The organism is Streptomyces sp. NPDC008238 (genome assembly GCF_042956445.1).
Taxonomy (GTDB): Bacteria; Actinomycetota; Actinomycetes; order Streptomycetales; family Streptomycetaceae; genus Actinacidiphila.
Window position 1 is genome coordinate 38,257 of record NZ_JBIBGK010000025.1, and the last position, 19,476, is coordinate 57,732.

22 protein-coding genes and 1 pseudogene are annotated in these 19,476 nt (G+C 75.2%); 14 read left to right on the plus strand and 9 right to left on the minus strand.

Going from position 1 to position 19,476, the window contains the following annotated elements:
* Positions 1-104 precede the first annotated feature (104 nt).
* Positions 105-497, plus strand: coding sequence for a VOC family protein (locus ACFZAU_RS33560; protein WP_500555303.1), 393 nt, complete (start codon positions 105-107; stop codon positions 495-497).
* Here the strand turns inward: ACFZAU_RS33560 and ACFZAU_RS33565 are convergent, their stop codons facing one another.
* Positions 498-989, minus strand: coding sequence for a nucleotidyltransferase domain-containing protein (locus ACFZAU_RS33565; protein WP_500555352.1), 492 nt, complete (start codon positions 987-989; stop codon positions 498-500).
* A gap of 221 nt (positions 990-1,210) precedes the next feature.
* On the opposite strand from ACFZAU_RS33565, the gene ACFZAU_RS33570 reads away from it, so the two are divergent.
* From ACFZAU_RS33570 to ACFZAU_RS33595, 6 genes are all read left to right on the plus strand, one after another.
* Positions 1,211-1,702 carry a fluoride efflux transporter FluC gene (locus ACFZAU_RS33570; protein WP_500555304.1) on the plus strand — a complete coding sequence of 164 codons (492 nt, stop codon included), beginning with the start codon at positions 1,211-1,213 and terminating at the stop codon, positions 1,700-1,702.
* On the plus strand, positions 1,699-2,046 hold the full coding sequence (locus ACFZAU_RS33575; protein WP_500462998.1) for a DUF190 domain-containing protein: 348 nt from the start codon (positions 1,699-1,701) through the stop codon (positions 2,044-2,046). Before ACFZAU_RS33570 ends, ACFZAU_RS33575 begins: the two co-directional genes overlap by 4 nt.
* Positions 2,043-2,417, plus strand: a complete 375-nt coding sequence (gene crcB / locus ACFZAU_RS33580; protein ID WP_500555305.1) for a fluoride efflux transporter CrcB — start codon at positions 2,043-2,045, stop codon at positions 2,415-2,417. Before ACFZAU_RS33575 ends, crcB begins: the two co-directional genes overlap by 4 nt.
* Positions 2,418-2,612: 195 nt before the next feature.
* Positions 2,613-3,068 (plus strand): SPW repeat domain-containing protein, encoded by a 456-nt coding sequence (locus ACFZAU_RS33585; protein ID WP_500555306.1) that lies wholly within the window; start codon positions 2,613-2,615, stop codon positions 3,066-3,068.
* 141 nt (positions 3,069-3,209) lie between these two features.
* Positions 3,210-4,076 (plus strand): oxygenase MpaB family protein, encoded by an 867-nt coding sequence (locus ACFZAU_RS33590; protein ID WP_500555307.1) that lies wholly within the window; start codon positions 3,210-3,212, stop codon positions 4,074-4,076.
* Positions 4,077-4,157: 81 nt separating this feature from the next.
* The gene (locus tag ACFZAU_RS33595) at positions 4,158-6,215 is read left to right on the plus strand and encodes a serine/threonine-protein kinase (RefSeq protein WP_500555308.1); all 2,058 of its coding nucleotides are present in this window, start codon (positions 4,158-4,160) and stop codon (positions 6,213-6,215) included.
* A 6-nt stretch (positions 6,216-6,221) separates the two neighbouring features.
* Here the strand turns inward: ACFZAU_RS33595 and ACFZAU_RS33600 are convergent, their stop codons facing one another.
* A complete protein-coding gene (locus ACFZAU_RS33600) occupies positions 6,222-7,118 on the minus strand; it encodes a LysR family transcriptional regulator (protein ID WP_500555309.1) in 897 nt (298 codons plus the stop codon).
* Positions 7,119-7,299: 181 nt separating this feature from the next.
* On the opposite strand from ACFZAU_RS33600, the gene ACFZAU_RS33605 reads away from it, so the two are divergent.
* The 6 genes from ACFZAU_RS33605 (at position 7,300) to ACFZAU_RS33630 (ending at position 13,563) form a co-directional block, all read left to right on the plus strand.
* Positions 7,300-8,217, plus strand: coding sequence for an SDR family oxidoreductase (locus ACFZAU_RS33605; protein WP_500555310.1), 918 nt, complete (start codon positions 7,300-7,302; stop codon positions 8,215-8,217).
* A 614-nt stretch (positions 8,218-8,831) separates the two neighbouring features.
* Positions 8,832-9,116 carry a hypothetical protein gene (locus tag ACFZAU_RS33610; RefSeq protein ID WP_500555311.1) on the plus strand — a complete coding sequence of 95 codons (285 nt, stop codon included), beginning with the start codon at positions 8,832-8,834 and terminating at the stop codon, positions 9,114-9,116.
* A gap of 54 nt (positions 9,117-9,170) precedes the next feature.
* Positions 9,171-10,274, plus strand: a complete 1,104-nt coding sequence (locus ACFZAU_RS33615) for an NAD(P)H-dependent flavin oxidoreductase (RefSeq protein WP_500555312.1) — start codon at positions 9,171-9,173, stop codon at positions 10,272-10,274.
* Positions 10,275-10,287: 13 nt separating this feature from the next.
* Entirely contained in the window at positions 10,288-11,856 is a 1,569-nt protein-coding gene (locus tag ACFZAU_RS33620) for an acyl-CoA synthetase (RefSeq protein WP_500555313.1), read from the plus strand.
* 82 nt (positions 11,857-11,938) lie between these two features.
* Positions 11,939-12,760, plus strand: coding sequence for a universal stress protein (locus ACFZAU_RS33625; RefSeq protein ID WP_499607365.1), 822 nt, complete (start codon positions 11,939-11,941; stop codon positions 12,758-12,760).
* Between the two features lie 104 nt (positions 12,761-12,864).
* Positions 12,865-13,563 carry an alpha/beta fold hydrolase gene (locus ACFZAU_RS33630; RefSeq protein WP_500555314.1) on the plus strand — a complete coding sequence of 233 codons (699 nt, stop codon included), beginning with the start codon at positions 12,865-12,867 and terminating at the stop codon, positions 13,561-13,563.
* On the opposite strand, the gene ACFZAU_RS33635 is transcribed toward ACFZAU_RS33630, so the two are convergent.
* The 3 genes from ACFZAU_RS33635 to cpt all read right to left on the minus strand — a co-directional run bounded on the left by ACFZAU_RS33635 (position 13,532) and on the right by cpt (position 15,332).
* Positions 13,532-13,954, minus strand: coding sequence for a rhodanese-like domain-containing protein (locus ACFZAU_RS33635; protein WP_500555315.1), 423 nt, complete (start codon positions 13,952-13,954; stop codon positions 13,532-13,534). The two genes, ACFZAU_RS33630 and ACFZAU_RS33635, sit on opposite strands and share 32 nt — an antisense overlap.
* Positions 13,951-14,562 (minus strand): cysteine dioxygenase, encoded by a 612-nt coding sequence (locus tag ACFZAU_RS33640; RefSeq protein WP_500555316.1) that lies wholly within the window; start codon positions 14,560-14,562, stop codon positions 13,951-13,953. The genes ACFZAU_RS33635 and ACFZAU_RS33640 overlap by 4 nt, the downstream gene beginning before the upstream one ends.
* Positions 14,563-14,777: 215 nt before the next feature.
* Positions 14,778-15,332 (minus strand): chloramphenicol phosphotransferase CPT, encoded by a 555-nt coding sequence (gene cpt, locus ACFZAU_RS33645; protein ID WP_500555317.1) that lies wholly within the window; start codon positions 15,330-15,332, stop codon positions 14,778-14,780.
* Between the two features lie 155 nt (positions 15,333-15,487).
* On the opposite strand from cpt, the pseudogene ACFZAU_RS33650 reads away from it, so the two are divergent.
* Positions 15,488-15,724 (plus strand): annotated as a pseudogene (locus ACFZAU_RS33650) (MFS transporter); the annotation flags it as partial.
* Positions 15,725-15,748: 24 nt separating this feature from the next.
* Here ACFZAU_RS33650 and ACFZAU_RS33655 read toward each other — a convergent pair.
* From ACFZAU_RS33655 to ACFZAU_RS33670, 4 genes are all read right to left on the minus strand, one after another.
* Positions 15,749-16,429, minus strand: a complete 681-nt coding sequence (locus ACFZAU_RS33655; protein ID WP_500555318.1) for a phosphotransferase — start codon at positions 16,427-16,429, stop codon at positions 15,749-15,751.
* A complete protein-coding gene (locus ACFZAU_RS33660; protein ID WP_500462983.1) occupies positions 16,420-16,941 on the minus strand; it encodes an isochorismatase family protein in 522 nt (173 codons plus the stop codon). The genes ACFZAU_RS33655 and ACFZAU_RS33660 overlap by 10 nt, the downstream gene beginning before the upstream one ends.
* 68 nt (positions 16,942-17,009) lie before the next feature.
* Positions 17,010-17,633, minus strand: coding sequence for a hypothetical protein (locus tag ACFZAU_RS33665; protein WP_500555319.1), 624 nt, complete (start codon positions 17,631-17,633; stop codon positions 17,010-17,012).
* A gap of 40 nt (positions 17,634-17,673) precedes the next feature.
* Complete coding sequence (locus ACFZAU_RS33670) at positions 17,674-19,305, minus strand: acyl-CoA synthetase (protein WP_500555320.1); 1,632 nt, start codon at positions 19,303-19,305, stop codon at positions 17,674-17,676.
* Positions 19,306-19,476: the final 171 nt, after the last annotated feature.

A 19,476-nucleotide genomic window follows, 5' to 3' on the forward strand; every position in this document is an offset into this window, starting at 1 on the left:
CGGGACACGGCCGCACCGCGACACGGTCCTACGACCACCGGCAGGGGCACGACGGGACCTGCGCTCGATGCCCGCCCGCCCCGGGCGGGCCTAGCGTGCGGCGCATGGAGATCCCCGAGCAGTTCAAGTACGCCGTCATCCCGCACGCGTTGGTCGACGGGGCCGCCGAGGCGATCACGTTCTACGCGGCCGCGTTCGGAGCGGAGGAGTCCTTCCGGCTCGAAGGCGACGACGGGCGCATCGTGCACGCCGAGATCACGATCCACGGCTCCACCCTCATGCTCGGCGACACCGAGGCCCCGCCGCCCGCCGGGGCCGCACCCTCCGTCGTCCTGCACGTCTACGTGCCGGACGTGGACGCGCTGACCGGCCGCGCGGTGGCCGCCGGCGCCGAACTGCTCACGGCCCCGGCCGACATGCCCTACGGGGCGCGGCAGTCGATGCTCCGCGATCCCTTCGGCCACGTGTGGATCTTCCTGACGCCGCTCACCGCCTGATCAGAAGTGCGTGGCGATCCCGAACGCCTCGCGCAGCCGGCGCATGTCGTGGCGGTCCCGGTCGGCCGGCTCGTACCCCTGGTGGAAGTACACCTGCTGCTCGGCCGACAGGCAGGGGACGGGGGTCCGTTCGACCTCGCCGGTGACGAAGCAGGCGGCAGGGTAGACGAACGGGCGCCCCGGCTCCGGCGAGGCCTGCTCCGCGCTTCCGTCGGCGGCGAACACCAGGGGGTGCAGGTCGATCTCGCGGCCCCGGGGGTCGGTGACGACGAAGCGCACCGGCCGCCAGTCGAGCGACTCGGCGAAGCCGGCCGCGGCCAGCGCCGCGACGACGGCGTCCTCCTGCTCGTGGCGGTGCATCAGGTCCAGGTCCCGGTGGTCGCGGGTCCGTCTCCCGAGCAGGGCGTCGATCCCCCAGCCCCCACCGACCCAGACCTGCGCGCCGGCCCCCCGCAGCAGGTCCAGGATCTCCACCACGTCCCGGCCGGTCATCATCGCCGCATCCCCCTCGTCCGGTTCGACGCCCCCAGGGTGCCACCCGGAGCGGATCACGACGCAGGGAACCCCGGAGTATGCTGGAGACAGCGGTGGTCCCTCGCGACCGCCGCGCGGCGGTGGGGCCCGCCGTACCCGAACCGCGGTGAGGATGCCGCCAACGGTCCCTACTTGTGACGGAACGCGTCCGGTCAGGACGCCTCACGAGTAGGAGACACATGACCTCACCGGCCCCCCACCCCGCGATGAGCGACCCAGCCTCCCCCGACGCCGAGTCCCCACCGCCCCTGCCGCCGCGATCCGCGCGGGTGCGGGAGCAGGCGCCCGTCGTCGCCGTGGTCGCGGCCGGAGGCGTGCTCGGGGCCTGCGCGCGCTACGGCGCGGCCCTGGTCTGGCCCACCGCTGCCGGCGGCTTCCCGTGGACCACCCTCGGCGTCAACGCGCTCGGCTGCGCCGTGATCGGCGCGTTCATGGTGGCCATCACCGAGGTGTGGGCCGCGCACCGGCTCGTCCGCCCGTTCTTCGGCACGGGCGTCCTCGGGGGCTTCACCACCTTCTCCACGTACGCCGTCGACATCCACGGCCTGGTCCAGGGCGGGCACGCCGGCGCCGGGCTGGCGTACCTCGCCGCCACGCCGCTGATCGCGCTGGCCGCGGTGTGGGGTGCGGCGCACACGGCCCGACGCCTTCTCGGATGGAGGCAGACATGACACGGCTGCACGGCACCGCTCTGCGGCTGACGATCCTGATCGGCGACAACGACACCTGGCACCACAAGCCGTTGTGCTCCGAGATCACCCGCCGCGCCCACGACGCGGGCCTGGCCGGGGCCAGCGTCTTCCACGGGGTCGAGGGCTTCGGCGCCTCCTCACTGATCCACACCAGCCGGCTGCTCTCGCTGACCGACAACCTTCCGGTGGCCGTCGTCATCGTCGACCACGAGGAGCGCATCCGGGCGTTCCTGCCGCAGCTCGACGAACTGGTCACCGAAGGACTGGTCACCCTCGACGAGGTCGAGGTCATCCGCTACGTGGGACGGGGGAACCACGGGTGAACTGGCTGCTCGTCATCGCCGGGGCCGCGGTCGGGGCGCCGCTGCGCTACCTCACGGACCGTGCCGTCCAGGCCCGGCACGACACGGTCTTCCCGTGGGGCACGTTCACGGTCAACGTGGTCGGCTGCCTCGTCCTCGGCCTGCTGGCCGGCGCCGTCACCTACGACGCGGCGTCCCACTCGGTGCAGCTCCTGGTCGGCACGGGGTTCTGCGGGGCGCTCACCACCTACTCGACCTTCTCCTACGAGACCCTGCGGCTGGCCGAGACGGGGGCGCGGTTCTTCGCCGTGGCGAACGTCGTCGCCAGTGTGGTCGCCGGCGTCGGCGCCGCCTTCACCGGGGCCGCCGTGGCCCAGGCGTTGTGGGCCTGAACCGGCCCGGCACCCGCCCGCGCTCCTCGGGGGCGGGTGACCGCCGAACAGGACGCCCGGCCCCACGTACCTAAAATGGGAGAGGTCCACACTCCGGCCTGTCGCCCGGAGCGGACGCGGTGTGTCCCCCGCCGACAGGTGCCGTGCGGACGCGCCGGGCGCCGGGCGACGCGGCTCCCACCGCGGGAGGGCACGATGTCCCTGACTCAGCGTCCCAGCACCAGGATCCAGACGGCGGGCCACGCCCAGACCCCACCGGCCGACATCCGCGACTCGCTGTTCACGGCGCCCCTGCTGCTGATCGGCGGATGGGTGTTCGCCGCCGGCTGGGCGCTGGCGTACCCCGACACGCCCATCGGCAACGACGTGCGGATCGTCGACCTCGTCTTCTCGACGATCGTCCTGCTCAACGCGATCGCGCGGGTGGCCAGGACCCGGGGGCCCGGCAGCGACGTCATCACCATCGTGTGCGGCGCCTGCCTGATCGTCTCGCCCTTCGTCTTCGGCTACTTCGGCGACCCGGGCGCCGGTCTCGCACCCCTCAACCAGATCGTGACGGGGGTGGCCCTGATCGTGCTCGGCGCGGTCAGCCTGGCCCTCATCGAGCGCAGGCGCTCCCACAGGCCTGCCGGTGCCGCGCCCGTCCACTGAGGCCCCACCGCCGGCGGACCACGCGGGGCAGACCCGTCGTGCCGCGCGGCCCTATGCTCGGCGCTGCGGGCACCAGGCCGCAGGGCGCCGTCCCGGTCACGGGCGGGGCCGGCCGTGGTCGCACGGCGACAGGAGGCTGCGATGCGCGACGCCGACCCCGGGCTCTTCGGACCCGCCTCGGTCACCTGGCAGATGCACGGCGACCCCATGATGTGGATCGCCGGCGTACGGGCGCTGTACCTGCAGGCGCTGCACCCGCGCGCGGTGCGCGGCGTCACGCAGAACTCGGACTTCCGCCGGGACGCGTGGGGGCGCCTGCTGCGCACCGCCGACTTCGTCGGCACGATCACCTACGGCACCACCCTGGAGGCCGAGCGGGCCGGGGCCAAGGTGCGCGGCATCCACCGCCGGCTGTCCGTCACGGACCCGGACAGCGGCGAGCGCCTGCCCGTCGACGACCCCGACCTGCTGCTGTGGGTGCACTGCGCGGAGATCGACTCGTACCTGGAGGTCGCGCGGCGCTCCGGCTTCCCGCTCTCCGACGCGCAGGCCGACGCCTACGTCGCCGAACAGCGGGAGGCCGCACGACTGGTGGGTTTGGACCCGGCGGAGGTCCCCGACGACACCGGGTCGCTCGCCGCGTACTTCGAGAAGGTGCGGCCCGAACTGGCCGCCGGCCCCGAGGCCCAGGAGGTCTACGCCTTCCTGCAGGGGCCGCCCGTGCCCCGGGTGCTGCTGCCCCTGCGGTTCGCCGTCTGGGGCCGGGCCACCGCACTGGCCTACGCGGCGCTGCCGCCCTTCGCCCACGAGCTGTACGGGCGCCCCGCCCCCGCCGTCCCCGTCACCGGGCGACGGCTGCGCGGCACGGGCCTGCTGCTGCGCACGATCCCCTCCTACGTGCGCTGGCAGCTGCCGCCCGGGCACATCCTCAAGGCGGTCGGACGGCTCGGCCCCGGCACCCACCCGTCCGCCCACCGGCTGCGCGAGCAGGCACGTTCCCGGGGGTAACGGCGGGTCCCCAACCGTGCCCCCCGCGGTCATACTGGGTGCGGGGAGAGGCGGACGACCGGGGGCGGGGCGGCGTACACCATGACGGCGGGTCGGTACGACGGGGGAACACTGCTGCGCGAGCGCTACCGGATGCGGGAGCGCATCGGGCGCGGCGGCATGGGCGAGGTCTGGAAGGCGCTGGACGAGTCGCTGGGCCGCGAGGTCGCGGTCAAGTGCCTGAAGCCGACGAGTCCTTCCCTCGACCCCTCCGTGCACCGGGTGCTGCGTGAACGGTTCCGGAGGGAGGCCCGGGTCGCGGCGGCACTCCAGCACCGCGGCATCACCGTCGTCCACGACTTCGGCGAGAGCGAGGGCGTGCTCTTCCTCGTCATGGAACTGCTGGACGGCCGCAACCTGCGGCAGTTGCTCGGCGACAACGAGGGCCGCCCGCTGCCCCTGCCCGACGTCACCGACATCGCCGCGCAGATCGCGGCGGCCCTCGCGTACACCCACGCGCGAGGCATCGTGCACCGCGACCTGAAGCCGGCGAACGTCATGCGGCTCGCCGACGGGGACGTCAAGATCTGCGACTTCGGCATCGCCCGGCTCGGCCACGACATCGGCTTCACCTCGCGGCTGACGGGCACCGGGGTCGCGATGGGCACCCCGCACTACATGTCACCGGAGCAGATCGGCGGCGAGGAGGGGATCGACCACCGCAGCGACCTGTACTCGCTGGGGTGCGTGCTCTACGAGATCGCCACCGGAGCCCCGCCCTTCGACCTCGACGACACCTGGGCCGTCCTGGTCGGCCACCGCGACACCCCGCCGCGGCCGCCGCGCGAGCACCGGCCCGACCTGCCGGGGGAACTGGAGCGACTCGTCCTCGACCTGCTCGCCAAGAGCCCGGAGGACCGCCCGCAGAGCGCCGCCGACGTGGCCGGCCGGCTCAAGACGCTCCGGGACGGCGCGCACGGGGCCCACGGCGGCCCGGGCGGCCCGGCAGGGATCCGCCCCGAGCCCGGGCTGCCGTCTTGGGCGCGCCGGCTGGAGCTGCAGTCGGGGGCGCCCAGCGTGCACGGCACCGGGGCGCTGGCGAGCCGGCACACGGCGGCCGTGGGACTCGCCCGGCTGGGCCGCTGGTCCGAGGCCGAGCGGTCGCACCGCGCCGTCGCCGAGGAGCGCGAGCGGCTGCTCGGCGCCACCCATCCCGACACGCTCACCAGCCGCTACGAACTCGCCCTGTGCCTCAGCCGCGGCGGACGCCACGCCGAGGCGCTGCGCGCCTACGAGGAGGTGGCGGCGGCCCGGGCGCGGGCGCTGGGCGAGGACCACCCCGGCACGCTCGCCGCCCGCCAGGAGGCCGCCTACGTCCTCGGCCGCCTCGGCCGTCACGAGGAGGCCCGCCAGGGCTACGCCGCGGTGCTCGCCGCGAGGGAACGGCGGCAGGGCGCCGACCACCCCGACACCCTCCACTGCCGGCACAACCTCGCGGTCACGCTCGGGCGGCTCGGCCGTACGCAGGAGGCGTACGCCTCGGCAGCCGAGGTCGCGGACTCCCGCACCCGCGTCCTGGGCCCCGCCCATCCCGACACGCTCACCACCCGCTGCGAGGTCGGCCACCTGCTCGGGCTGCTCGGCCGCTGGCCGGAGGCCCGTTCCACCTACGCCCACGTCGCCGCGATCCGGGCGACCCTGCTGGGCGCCGACCACCCGGACACCCTCGCCACCCGCCACGAACTGGGCATCTGCCTGGGGCGGATGGGCCTCGGCGCCGAGGCGCACGAGCTCTACACCGACCTCGTCGCCCTCCGTACCCGCGTCTCGGGCCCCGCCCACCCCGACACCCTCCGGGCCCGGCACGGCCTCGGGGTCGGCCTCGGGCGCCTGGGCCGGTGGCGGGACGCCCTCGCCGAGGCCCGCGACGTCGCGGCGGTCCGCACCCGCGTGCTGGGCGCGGACCACCCGGACACGCTCGTCAGCCGCCGCGAGATCGCCGTGGCCCTCGGCTGGCTGGGCGACTGGCGCGAGGCGCTGGTCCTCCACGAGGCGGTGTACGAGGCACGCCGGCGCGCCCTCGGCGCGGACCACCCGGACACGGCCGCCAGCCGCGAGGACCGGGCCCACTGCCGTGAGCGCCTGGGCCTGCGCGACTGACCGGGCTCAGGGGCGGCCGGTCAGCCTGGCCCGGGCCGCCCTGCCGAACGCCGCCACGAGCCGGTTGCCCTCGCCGGCGCGGGTCGCCAGCACGACGTGGCTCGGCTCGACGCCCTCGAGGGGGATCGCGGTGAGGTCGGGACGCAGGCCGCCGCGGACGCCCGCCGAGATGGACACGGCCTGCCCGGCGGCGACCACCTCGAACTTGTCCTCGACGGCGTCGATGAGGGGGCCGTCCGGCGCCGGGCTGCCGTCGGGCCGGGGGTCGATGCGCCAGAACGCGCTCCACGACGGGTCGGACTCCCGCACACGGGGCAGGGGTTCGCCGGCGATGTCGTCGAGGGTGACCGACTCCCTGCCCGCCAGGCGGTGGTCCAGCGGCACCACCAGCACCCGGGGCTCGTCGTAGAGCGCCGTCACGTGCAGCCCGTCGGTGGGCAACGGCATCCGGGTCACCACGGCGTCCACCCGGTGGTCGAGCAACGCCACGCGCGCCTCGTTCCAGGGCACGTGCTGGGTGCGCACCTCGGCCTCCGGGTGCCGCGCGCGCAGTTCCCGTACCGCGGGGGTCACGATGAGCCCCGCGGTGTAGCCGACGGTGATCCCGTCCGGGCGGGCGGCGGCACGGGCCTCGGCCGCGGCGGTCGCGGCGGAACGCAGCAGCGCCTTGGCGCGGGGCAGGAAGACCTCCCCTGCGCCGGTGAGGACGGTGCCTCTCGGGGTGCGGTCCAGCAGACGCGCGCCGAGCTGCTCCTCGAGGCGGCGGACCTGCCGGCTCAGGGACGGCTGGGTGACGTGGAGGGCCTCGGCGGCCCGGCCGAAGTGCCGGTGCTCGGCGACGGCCGCGAAGTAGCGCACCAGCCGCAGGTCGAGGTCCGGCGGAGCGGAAGAGGAGTCGCTCATGGCCTCAGCCTAGCCCGTCGCACGCCGTTCACCTGGGGTGATGCCCGGAACGTATTGCGCCGTGCAGAACGGGCCTTGGACCGCGGGCCTTACCGGCCCGCACGATGGGGACCGAACCGGAGCGCGCCGCCGGCACCGCGCGAGGGGACGGCACCACACCACCTCATCGAAGGATCGCAGCATGCGTGTTTTCGTCACCGGCGCCACGGGTCACATCGGGACCGCCGTCGTCGCCGAACTCCTCGGGGCCGGGCACGAGGTCGTCGGCCTCGCCCGCTCGGACCGTTCCGCCGCCGCCCTGACGGCCGCGGGCGCCGGGGTGCACCGCGGCAGCCTGGAGGACCCGGAGGCCCTGCGCCGCGGCGCGGCGGAGGCCGACGGGGTCATCCACCTCGCCTTCGACCACGCCTTCTCCGACTACGTGGGCGCGGTCGCCGCCGACCTGCGGGCCGTCGAGGCGATGGGCGAGGCGCTCGCGGGCTCCGGACGCCCCTTCGTCATCACGTCCGGCACCCTGATGCTCGCGCACGTCGCACCGGGCATCCTCGGGACGGAGGACCACGCCATCGCCCCGTCCACGCCCCCGGTGCCGCGTGCCGAGGCCGAGAACGCCGCGGTCGCGCTCGCCGCGCGCGGGGTCCGCTCGTCGGTCGTCCGGCTCGCCCCCTCCGTGCACGGCCCCACCGACCTGCACGGCTTCGTCCCGCGGCTGATCGGCTTCGCCCGCGACAACGGCGTCGCGGCGTACGTGGAGGACGGCGCCACCCGCTGGCCCGCCGTCCACACCCGCGACGCGGCGCGCCTGTTCCGGCTGGCCCTGGAGGCGGCGCCGGCGGGTTCGCGCCTGCACGGGGCCGCCGACGAGGGCATCCCCTTCCGGGAGATCGCCGAGGCGATCGGCCGCGGCCTGGACGTCCCGGTCAAGAGCGTGCCGCGCGAGGCCGCGCGGGAGCACTTCGGCTTCCTGTCCGGCTTCGTGACGCTCGACAACCCGACGTCGAGCGCGCGTACCCAGGAACTCCTGGGATGGCGCCCGGAGCACCCCGGCCTGCTCCAGGACCTGGCGGAGGGCCGCTACTTCGGCCCCTCCGAGGGCTGAACCGGGGCGGCGGCCGGCGGTCACGGCCACCGGTTGACCTGCGGCCATGACCGCGAACCCGTACGACGCGTCGAGGATCACCCTCCCGGAGTTCGACGCGGGCGTGCGTGCCCGGCCGGGGACGTACTTCCGGTACGGGCAGGGCGACCCGCGGCTGCCGACCGCCGTACTGACCGCCGTCGCCGGGTACCGCCGCTCTGCCGCACGGCTGGAACGGCCCGCGCCGGGCGACAGGGGTCGCCCACGCGTCCGGGCCGCTTCCCGAGCCGTCGGGCGGAGCTGTGGTCGGCATCGTCCCGCCGGGCCGTTCCGAATCGGGCGGCGCCCCGGTCGCGTTCGCCCCTTGTGGGCGTCCACGCCGTCGTCGTCACCGGCCTCCGACGAGGAGGCCCTGCGGCCGACGCCGCACACGGCACGATGGCGGCCCCGGACGGAGACGTCCGGGGCCGCCGTCGTTTCCTGAGCGCTCGTCGAGATCACCGGGGACCTCGCCTTCGCGGTGACCCTCGACGAGCCGCACGCCTGGCAGGACGCGCCCGCCCCGGGGTACTTCGGCTCCCTGCTCGGCCCCCTGGTACCTGCCCGCCGCAGCCGCGGCGCTGACCACGCGCACGGTGGTGGAGATGTGGTGCGGTGGCCGCCGCTTCCGGCAGGAACTGACGGGGTCGCGGCCCGCCACGCCGCCCCGTGAGTGGGCGGCGCCCGCCGCCGGCAGCGGGACGCGGTGGGAATTCACCCTGGACGCCGGCTACTTCGGGCCGGGCGCGGCCCTGACCCGGCAGCGGGGCCCGCTCGATACCCGCGCGCCGGACTGCGCGGAGGCCGCGGGGCCCGGACGGGTGGTCGTCCGGGACCTGCGCGACGGCCGACGGCGGGCCGGAGACTTCGTCAAAATCTGACGTAGCATCAGAAAATCTCTTCCCCCGGCAGGTCCGCTCGGGCATCCTGCCCCCATGGAGACGGAGCTGAGCAAGAGGCTGGGCATCGAGCACGCCATCTTCGGCTTCACGCCGTTCCCCGCCGTCGCGGCCGCGATCAGCCGGGCCGGCGGCATGGGGGTCCTCGGCGCGGTGCGCTACACCGCGCCCGACGAGCTGGCCCGGAGCCTGGAGTGGCTGGAGGCGCACGCCGACGGCCGCCCCTACGGGCTGGACGTCGTCATGCCGGCCAAGAAGGTGGAGGGCGTCAGCGAGGCGGACGTCGAGGCGATGATCCCCGGGGGGCACCGGGACTACGTCCGGGAGGTGCTGGCCAAGTACGGGGTGCCGGAGCTGGAGCCGGGCGATGCCACGGGCTGGCGCATCACGGGCTGGATGGAGCAGGTGGCCCGCTCGCAGCTCGACGTCGCCTTCGACTTCCCGATCGGCCTGCTCGCCAACGCGCTCGGCTCCCCGCCCCCGGACGTCGTGGGGCGCGCCCACGAGCGGGGCGTCCCCGTCGCCGCTCTCGCCGGCAGCGCCCGGCACGCCCGCCACCACCAGGAGGCGGGCATCGACATCGTCGTCGCACAGGGCTACGAGGCCGGCGGGCACACCGGCGAGATCGGCGGCATGGTGCTCGTGCCCGAGGTCGTCCGTGCCGTCGACCCGCTGCCCGTGCTCGCCGCCGGAGGCATCGGCACCGGAGAACAGGCCGCCGCAGGACTGGCGCTGGGCGCCCAGGGCGTGTGGCTCGGCTCGGTGTGGCTGACCACCACGGAGGCCGAACTGCCCTCCTCCGCCCTGGTCCGCAAGCTTCTCGCGGCCGGCTCCGGCGACACCGTCCGCTCGCGCGCCCTGACCGGCAAACCGGCCCGCCAGCTGCGCACCGAGTGGACCGACGCCTGGGACGACCCGGCCGGCCCCGCAGCGCTGCCGATGCCCCTGCAGGGCCTGCTGGTCGCCGACGCGATCACCCGGATCCAGAAGTACGAGGTGGAGCCGCTGCTCGGCACGCCGGTCGGCCAGATCGTCGGCCAGATGCGCGAGGTGCGCAGCGTCCAGGCCGTCTTCGACGACCTGACCCGGGGCTTCGAGCGGGCCCTGGACCGCATGAACCGCATCGCCGGACGCGGTTGAGGAGGCGGCCCCCATGACCTCGACCGCATCGGGCGCCCCCAATGGATTCTGGGCCCAGGCCGGCGCCGACCCGGAACGCGTCGTGCTCACCGCTCCCTACGGCGACCGGTGGAGCGCGCGGCGCTTGCACGAGGAGAGCAACCGCCTCGTCCACGGCCTGCGCGCGGCCGGACTGCGGACGGGGGACGCCTTCGCCGTCGTGCTGCCCAACGGCGCCGAGTTCTTCACGGCCTACCTCGCCGCCTTCCAGGCCGGGTTCTACCTCGTCCCGGTCAACCACCACCTGGTGGGACCCGAGATCGCCTGGATCGTCGCCGACTCCGGCGCCAAGGTGCTCGTCGCCCACGAACGCTTCGCCGAGCAGGCCCGGGCCGCCGCCGACGAGGCGGGCCTGCCCGGGACGCACCGCTACGCCGTCGGCGCCGGGGGCATCGAGGGCTTCCGCCCGTACGCGGAGCTCACGGCCGGCCTGCCCGGCACCCCGCCGCAGGAGCGCACCACCGGCTGGGTCATGAACTACACCTCGGGCATCACCGGCCGCCCCCGCGGCATCCGGCGCGCCCTGTCCGGCAGGCCGCCGGAGGAGACGTACCTCGGCGGCTTCCTCGGCATCTTCGGCATCCGCCCCTTCGACGGCAACGTCCACCTCGTCTGCTCGCCGCTCTACCACACCGCGGTGCTGCAGTTCGCCGGCGCCGCCCTGCACGTCGGCCACCCGGTCGTCCTGATGGACAAATGGACGCCCGAGGAGATGCTGCGGCTGATCGACGTCCACCGCTGCACGCACACCCACATGGTGCCCACGCAGTTCCACCGGCTGCTGGCCCTCCCGGAGGAGGTCAGGCGCCGTCACGACGTCTCCTCGATGCGGCACGCCATCCACGGCGCCGCGCCCTGCCCCGAGCACGTCAAGCGGGCCATGCTGGAGTGGTGGGGGCCGTGCGTCGAGGAGTACTACGCGGCCAGCGAGGGCGGCGGCACCTTCGCCTCCGCTGCCGAGTGGCTGAAGAGGCCCGGCACGGTCGGCAAGGCGTGGCCGATCAGCGAGATCGCCGTCCACGACGACGACGGCGAGCCCCTGCCGCCCGGCGAACTCGGCACCGTCTACATCAAGATGAACACCCCCGGCTTCCGCTACCACAAGGACCAGGACAAGACCCGGGCGAGCCGCATCGGCGACTTCTTCACCGTCGGGGACCTGGGCTACCTGGACGAGGACGGCTACCTCTACCTCCGCGACCGCAAGATCGACATGATCATCTCCGGCGGGGTCAACGTCTACCCCGCCGAGATCGAGGCCGCCCTCCTCAGCCACCCCGCGGTCGCCGACGCCGCCGCCTTCGGCATCCCGCACGACGACTGGGGCGAGCAGGTCAAGGCCGTCGTGGAGCCCGCCCCCGGCCACGCACCGGGGCCGGAACTGGCCGCCGCCCTCCTGGCCCACTGCGAGGAGCGCCTGGCGGGGTACAAGCGCCCGCGGTCGGTGGACTTCGTCGCCGAGATGCCCCGCGACCCCAACGGCAAGCTCTACAAGCGCCGGCTCCGCGACACGTACTGGGAGGGCCGCGCACGGCCCGTGTGACGGCGCGGCCGCCCGGCCCCGCCGGGGCGCCGGGCGGGGCGGCGGCGCCTACTGTGGAGGCGAGGCGAGGGAGGCACATCCGATGACCCGACCCGTCACCGTGGGCCTGGACGGCTCGCCGGAGAGCCGCGCCGCCATGCACTGGGCGGCGGGCGAGGCGCTGCGGCGGTCCGTGCCGCTGCGCCTGGTGCACGCCGGGGGACACCCCTACGGCGACGCGCTCGTGCGCGACGCCGCACGGGAGCTCGCCGAGCGCAGCCCGGAACTGCCCGTGACGACCGACGTGGCCGACGCCCCGCCGGCCGAACTACTGGTCGCTGAGGCGGGACGCAGCGAACTGCTGGCGCTCGGCTCGCAGGGGCTGAGCGGGCTCAGCGGCTTCCTCCTCGGCTCGGTGGGGCAGACGACGCTGGCCCGCGCCGAGGGTCCCGTCGTGGTCGTCCGCACCGGTCAGGAGGAGGAGCCCGGTGACGACCGGCGGCCGGTGGTGCTCGGGTTCAGCTTGCGGAAGGGCGCCGACGAGGTGATCGCCTTCGCGGTGGAGGACGCGCGGCGGCGCGGGGCGCAGTTGCGGGTCGTCCACGCGTGGTCGTACCCGCCGACGTACGGGTACGTCCCCGCGGCCATGGACCCCACGTGCGGCGCGGAGATCTGCGCCGCGGAGCGGCACGCGGTGCAGGCCGCCCTGCTCCCGTGGCGTGAGGAGGCGCCCGGCGTGGAGATCACCGAGGAGGTCGCCGCGGGCAACGCCGCACAGCCGCTGGTGGACGCGGCGGCCGGGGCCTCGCTGCTGGTCGTCGGGCGGTGCCGCAACCGGCCCGGCGGCGTCGGCCCGCACCTCGGCCCCGTGGCGCACGCGGTGCTGCACCACGCGGCCTGCCCGGTGGCCGTCGTCCCGCACTGACGCCGGCGCGGACCGCCTCAGCCGACGGCGAAACGAATCGGCCCTCAGCGGAACGGGCGACGACCGGGCGGGTGACGTACGCGCCGGCGGGTAGCGTCGCCCGGGTGAGCGATCTCAGCACCGTGCACGTGAACGGCATCCGGATGGCCTACCGCACCTGGGGCGAGCCGGACGCGCCGCCGCTCGTCCTGCTCCACGGACGCGGCTCGGACGGCGCCGACTGGCAGCCGGTCGCGCCCGCCCTCGCCGCGACCCACCGGGTGTACGCCCCCGACCTGCGCGGCCACGGGGCGAGCGACTGGCCGGGCGAGTACGCCTTCGAGGCGATGCGCGACGACGTCGCAGCGTTCCTGGACGCGCTCGGCCCCGGGCCGGTGGCGCTGGCCGGGCACTCGATGGGCGCGGTCGTCGCCTACCTGGTGGCCGCGCAGCGGTCGCCGCGGCTGACCGCGCTCGTCCTGGAGGAGCCCGTGCCGCCGGACCCGGAGGTGCCGCCGCGGGCCGTGCCGTCCGGCCCGGCGGGGGACGAGTCCTGCGACTGGCGGGTCATCGCGGCCGTCAACCGCTGGCGCAACGCCCCCGACCCGGGCTGGTGGGACCTGCTGGCGACGATCGGCTGCCCCACCCTCGTCCTCGCCGGCGGGGCGGGCAGCCACGTCCCGCAGGACGGGATCGCGGCCGTCGCGGCCCGGGTGCCGGCGGCGCGGCTGGTGACCGTCGAGGCCGGGCACCTCGTCCACCGGGAACGCCCGGCGGACTTCCTCGCCGAGGTCAGCGCCTTCCTTCCGGCGCCCCGTCGCTGACCGGCAGCCCGGCCCGCAGCCACGCCTGGAAACCGCCCTCCAGGTCGGTGGCGCGGGTCAGGCCGACGTCGAGCAGGGAGGCCGCGGCGAGGCTGGAGGTGTAGCCCTCGGAGCACGCCACGATCCAGCGCACCCCGGGGCCGGTGGCCTCAGGGATCCTGGCGTCGCTGAGCGGGTCCAGGCGCCATTCGAGGACGTTGCGCTCGATCACCAGCGCGTCCGGGAACCCGCCTTCCGCGGCCCGCTGCGCCGCCGGGCGGATGTCGACCAGCAGCGCCTCACCCGCGGCGAGCTCGGCCGCCGCGGCCTCGGGCCCGAGCCGCAGCAGCCGGGCCCGGGCGCGGTCGAGCATCCGGTCGATGCCGGACCTGGCGGGGGTGGGCGGGTTCATCGGACGGCCTCCGGGGAGATGGCGGACGCGGACGTGGACGCGGCGGTGGACGCGGACCCGGTCACGGACAGGCCGCGTGACAGGGGGACGGCGCGGGGCACCGTCGAGGGCTCCGGCTCGTCCGTCAGCACGGTACGCGTGCGCCGCAGGGAGCGCGCGGCGTCGACCGCGTAGTACGACATCGCCGTGAGCGGCGGCGAGTACGCGTGCACGCTCACCGCGGGTGCGGCGGAGGCGTTGACGACGTCGTGGACGTGACCGAGCGGGAAGGCCGCGCCGCCGCCCGCGGCGAGTCCGCGGGTCGCGATGCGGCCGTGGCCCCGGCCGTCGTGGAGCCAGCGGTGCTCGGTGAGGGTGCCGGCGACGACGCTCAGGGCGCCGAGCGAGCCCGCGTGGTCGTGGAGTTCGGTGGAGGTGTCGCCGGGCCAGGTGATCAGCCAGACGTCCACGTAGGGGTCCTGGTGCAGCCGGGTGTACCAGCGGCGGTCGGACAGGTGGACGGGGAGGTGGACACCGGCCGCGACGGCGGCGGCGTAGCCGAGGACGAGCGCGCGCAGTTGGGGGAGGACGAGCGGGGTGGGACCGCTCGCCCGGTGGTGCAGGGCCATGGGAAGGGCTCCAGAGCGGGAACACGACGTGCCCCGGCTGGGCGGGGGCAGGTCTCGGGGTGGCCGGGACGGGTGAGGTCAGCCCCGGCGACAGCTCTGGTCGAAGTGGTGCGCACGGCGTCCCGGCCACAGGGGGCCCAGGTTCCAGATGTTCGTGCGCATGCCGCCATGAAAGCACAGGACCGGCCGTTCCGTCGCGGCCACCGTCGCAGCCGTCACATGGGTGACACACGAGCGGCGACGATCCGCGCGCACTCCATCGACTCGGTGTGTGACGTGTCCACTTCGAGGTCGTAGACCACGCCCCGGTGCACCGCCTCCGCCTGCGCCGCCGCCATGCCCGCCACCCGGTCGCCCCGGGCGGTCTCGCGGCCCGCCGCCACATCGGGCGGGCAGCGGACGCCCACCCACAGCACCGCCAGGCCGTCCAGGGCGCGCCGCCAGCGGTCCTGCGAGGCGGCGCCGCCGAGGAACACCTCGTCGACCACCACCTTGGCCCCGGCGCGCGCCATGGCGGCGATGCCGGACGTCCAGGCCTCGTCCAGCGCCTTGAAGGCGTCGCCCACCGACACGCTCCCGTCCGCGCCGAAGCCGATGCCCGCGCCGGACCCGGCTCCGGAGCCGCGCAGTCCTGCGGGCAGGCCGTCGACCAGGGTGTCCGTGCCGAACGTCAGCCAGGGCTCGGGCAGCAGCACCGCCTGCAGACAGCGCGCGATGCCCGACTTGCCCGAGCTGGAGCCGCCGTTGAGCACGATCACCTGGTACGCCACCGCGCCAGGCTAGGCGGCCGCCCGGCCGGTCGCGAGCGAATTGCTGCCGCGACGGGGCGGGCGAAGCGCCGCGCCGCCGGGCGCGGGAGCCGTGTTGCCGCCTGCCCTGCGGGGAGGCCTGGGTTCGGGGTGCGCCGTGATCGTCTGCGCGTGACGCGGCCGCGGGTCCCGACGGTCACGTCCACCCGCTCGGGGATACCGGTCCGCGCCGGTGCGTACTTGGCGTACGTGGTCTCCGCCTCCGTGCTGCGGTCGGTGCTGGTGATGCCGCTCGCCGGGGCGGTCGCCGACCGGACGGCCGCAAGAAGGCGCTGCTCGGGACGTTCGCGTACATCGGCGCGGCCGCGACGACGGCGATGGTCTTCGTGACCGGGGACCGCTACCTCCACGGAGTGGCGCGGGGCGACCGGGGTCGGTCAGGGCCGGGTCCCCGGCGGGCTGTCCCGGGCGCGGCGGGCGAGGCGCCGCAGCCGGTGTGCCTCGGCGGGCAGCAGGTTCGGGTCACCGAGGCGGGCGGCGATCGCCTCGGCCATGCGTGGGGCGGGGTCGGTGACGGCGGCGCGCAGGAAGCCGGCGACGAACAGGCGCAGCCCCGCGTCGCGGGCCGGCCCCAGGCTGACGCCGCGCAGGATGGCGAGGGTCAGCGCGGTGTCGGCGGCGGGGTCGCCGCCGGCGGCGTTGCTCCAGTCGATCAGCACCGGGCCGTCCGCGGTGAGGATCACGTTCTCCGGGTGCAGGTCGAGGTGGAGGACGCGGTCCGCGGCGGGCTCCCCGGTGGCGAAGCGGCGGCGGAGCCAGCCGGGTGCCGGGACGTCGTGCAGGGACGCCTGCAGCCCGGCGAGCAGGCGGCCGTGGGCGCGGGCCCGCCAGGGCCTGCGGGCCAGGTCCTGTGCCATGGTGGGCCCGGTGAGGCGGTCCATGACGAGGTCGGTGCCGTCCGCGTCGTGCACCCGCGGCACGGCGAACCCCACCCCGGCCAGGTGTGCCATCACCCGGGCCTCCTCCTGGGCGGAACCGCCGTGCCGGTTGCGGCGCAGGACCCGTGCGGCGTCGAGGGCGAAGACGTCGGCGTCACGGCCCGCGCCGATCAGCTCCACAGTGCCTTCGCCAGCTCCGCGGCCGGGGCCACCGTCCCGAAGCGCGGGAGGGATTGCGTGACCGCGGCCTCGTGCTCCGCGGCGCTGAGCGCCGTCATGGCGTCCTCGGCGAAGTGCAGCGCGTACCCGTGGTCGGCCGCGGCGCGGGCCGTGGACTCGACGCCCATGTTCGTCGCGATGCCGGCGACGACGAGGGTGTCGACGCCGCGCTCCCGCAACTGCCCGTCCAGGCCGGTGCCGTGGAAGGCGCCCACGGTGCGCTTGACGACCACGAGGTCGCCCTCCCGTTCCAGCCCGTCGACCAACTCGCTGCCCGGCGGCTGCTCGTCGACGCCAGGGCGCTCCACCCGCACCAGCACGACCGGCGCGCCCGCCTCCCGGAACGCCGTCGCGAGTCCGAGCGAGGCGAGCACGACCTCCTCACCGGACCGCGGCGCCAACGGCAGTTCCACGATGCGTTCCATCAGGTCGATCACGACAAGTGCGGTGCGCTGGGGTTCGAGACGCGTCATGGGCACACCTTAAGGACCGGGACCGCCCGCGCGCAGGGCCGCCCGTCGATCAGGTGTCCGCACCGCGCTCAGCCCTCCGGCGGGAGCAGTTCGAGGCCCTCGCCGGCCGTGCCGTCCCGGTCCACCGCGGACAGGCGCACCCGTTCGCCGGGCCGGACGGCCACCAGCACGAGGGGCGAGAGCAGGGGCTTCTCCAGCACCGAATGTGCCGTGTACGACGACGCCCGCCCGAGGCCGTACCTCTCGACCCGGAGGCGGTCGACGCGCGCGCCCACCAGCAGCTCGCTGAAGCCCACGAGTTCCGCCCCCTCCTCCTCGCCCTCGAAGCCGCCGCGACCCGTGAACAGCAGGGATTCGGACGAGGAGAGCACGGTGAACGCCGCGCCGTCCGGGACCGGTTCCCACCGGGGGCCGCGCGCGGGGTCCCAGGCGTACGCGCCTCCGGACAGGTGCTCGGCCCGCGTCCACCGCCCGTCCGGACCCGGCGTGGACCAGTACAGCTCGGTCGCGGGGAACCCGTCCCTCCTGCGGTGCAGGAGAAGGACGAACCCGAGGTCGTCGTCGGTCCAGAGGTCGGCCACGACGGGGCCGGCGTCCAGGTCCACGCTCCGTGCGCCCCCGGGCGTGCCACTGGGGGCGTACGGGCCCCGTTCCAGGGCCGCCGTCGCGATGTCCGCCATGCTCCGCCGCATGGCCGTCCATGGTGCCACGGGCCGGTGTGCCGCCCGGTGTTCAGCCCCCGGCCGCGCCCCGCGCGGCCACCGTGCGGGCCCAGCGGTAGTCGGCCTTGCCGCTGGGCGAGCGCTGGATCAGGCGGGTGAGGACGAGGCTGCGCGGCACCTTGTAGCCCGCGAGGCGGGCCCGGCAGTGGGTCTGCAGGTCCTCCAGGGAGAGCGCGGGGGCGCCCTCGCGGAGCTGGAAGACGGCCGAGACGTGGTGCCCCCACTTCGCGTCGGGCACGCCGGCGACCAGGGCGTCGTACACGTCGGGGTGGGCCTTCAGCGCCTCCTCGACCTCCTCCGGGTAGACCTTCTCGCCACCGGTGTTGATGCACTGCGAGCCGCGTCCGAGCACGGTGACGATGCCCTCGTCGTCGACGGTGGCCATGTCGCCCAGCAGCACCCACCGTTCCCCGTCGCGTTCGAAGAAGGTCCGGGCGGTCTTGCCGGGGTCGTTGTAGTAGCCCAGCGGCACGTGGCCGCGCAGCGCGATGCGGCCCGGTTCGCCCGGGGCGGCCGGCTTGAGGGAGCCGGGGTCGACCACCGCGATGTGCGCGCTGACGCGCAGCCGGAAGCCCCTGCGCGGGCCGGAGTCCTCCGTTGCGGTGCCGTTGAAACCGGACTCGGACGAGCCGAAGTTGTTGAGGATCATGCAGTCCGGGGCCAGTGCCTGGAACTGCGCGCGCACGGTCTCGGAGAGGATCGCGCCGGAACTGGAGAGGCTGAGCAGCGAGGAGACGTCGGTGTCCGCCAGCGGCCCGGCCAGGGCGTCGGCGAGCGGCCGCAGCATGGCGTCGCCCACCAGGGAGACGCTGGTGACCCTCTCGCGCTCGATGGTGCGCAGCACCTCCTCGGGGACGTACTTGCTGTGGACGACGACCTTCTGGCCGTAGTGGAAGCCGATGAAGGCGGTCAGCGTGGAGGTGCCGTGCATCAGCGGCGCGGTGGGGAAGAAGACCAGTCCCTCCCCGCCGGCCGCGACCCGTTCGGCGAGCTCTTCGGGGCGCGAGACGGGGACTCCGGTGGGGGCGCCGCCGCCCATGCCGGAGAAGAACAGGTCCTCGTGGCGCCACATGACGCCCTTGGGCATCCCCGTCGTGCCGCCGGTGTAGATGACGAAGCGGTCGCCCGCGGCGCGGGCCGGGAAGTCGCGTTCGGGGGAGCCGGAGGCCTCGGCCTCGGCGAAGCCGACGGGTGCGACGGCGGGTTCGGGCGCGTCTGGGGGCGCGGCGCCCACCCGTATCAGGTGGCGCAGCCGTTCGGTGCGGGGGAGGGCGGCCGCGACGCGGCCGGTGAACCCGGCGTCGAAGACGAGCGCGGTGAGGTCGGCGTCGCGGTAGAGGTAGGCCAGCTCGTCCGCGACGTAGCGGTAGTTGACGTTGACCGGGACGGCGCGGATCTTCATGCAGGCCGGCGCGGTCTGCAGGTACTCGACACCGTTGAGGAGGTGCAGGCCCACGTGCTTGCCGGGGGCGATGCCCTGCGCCGCCAGGTGGTGCGCGAGGCGGTTGGCCGCGGCGTCGAGCTGCGCGTACGTCAGCCGCCGCTCGGCCCCCGTGCCGGGGTGGTCGAGGTGGACCAGCGCCTCGCGGCCGGGCACGGTGTCGGCGACCGATTCGAAGAGGTCGGCAAGGTTGTACTCCACGGCGCTCCTCCTGACCGGGGGCCGGGGGACCGGCTGCACGACCGGCTCCCAGCCGGTCATCAGAGCACCCCGCGAGGGGGCTGTGAAGGGGTCCCACGGCAAGAATCTGACTGACAGTCAGAAAAGTATTGAACTCGACCTGCGCCTACTGCAACCTGTTCTAGGTCCGGT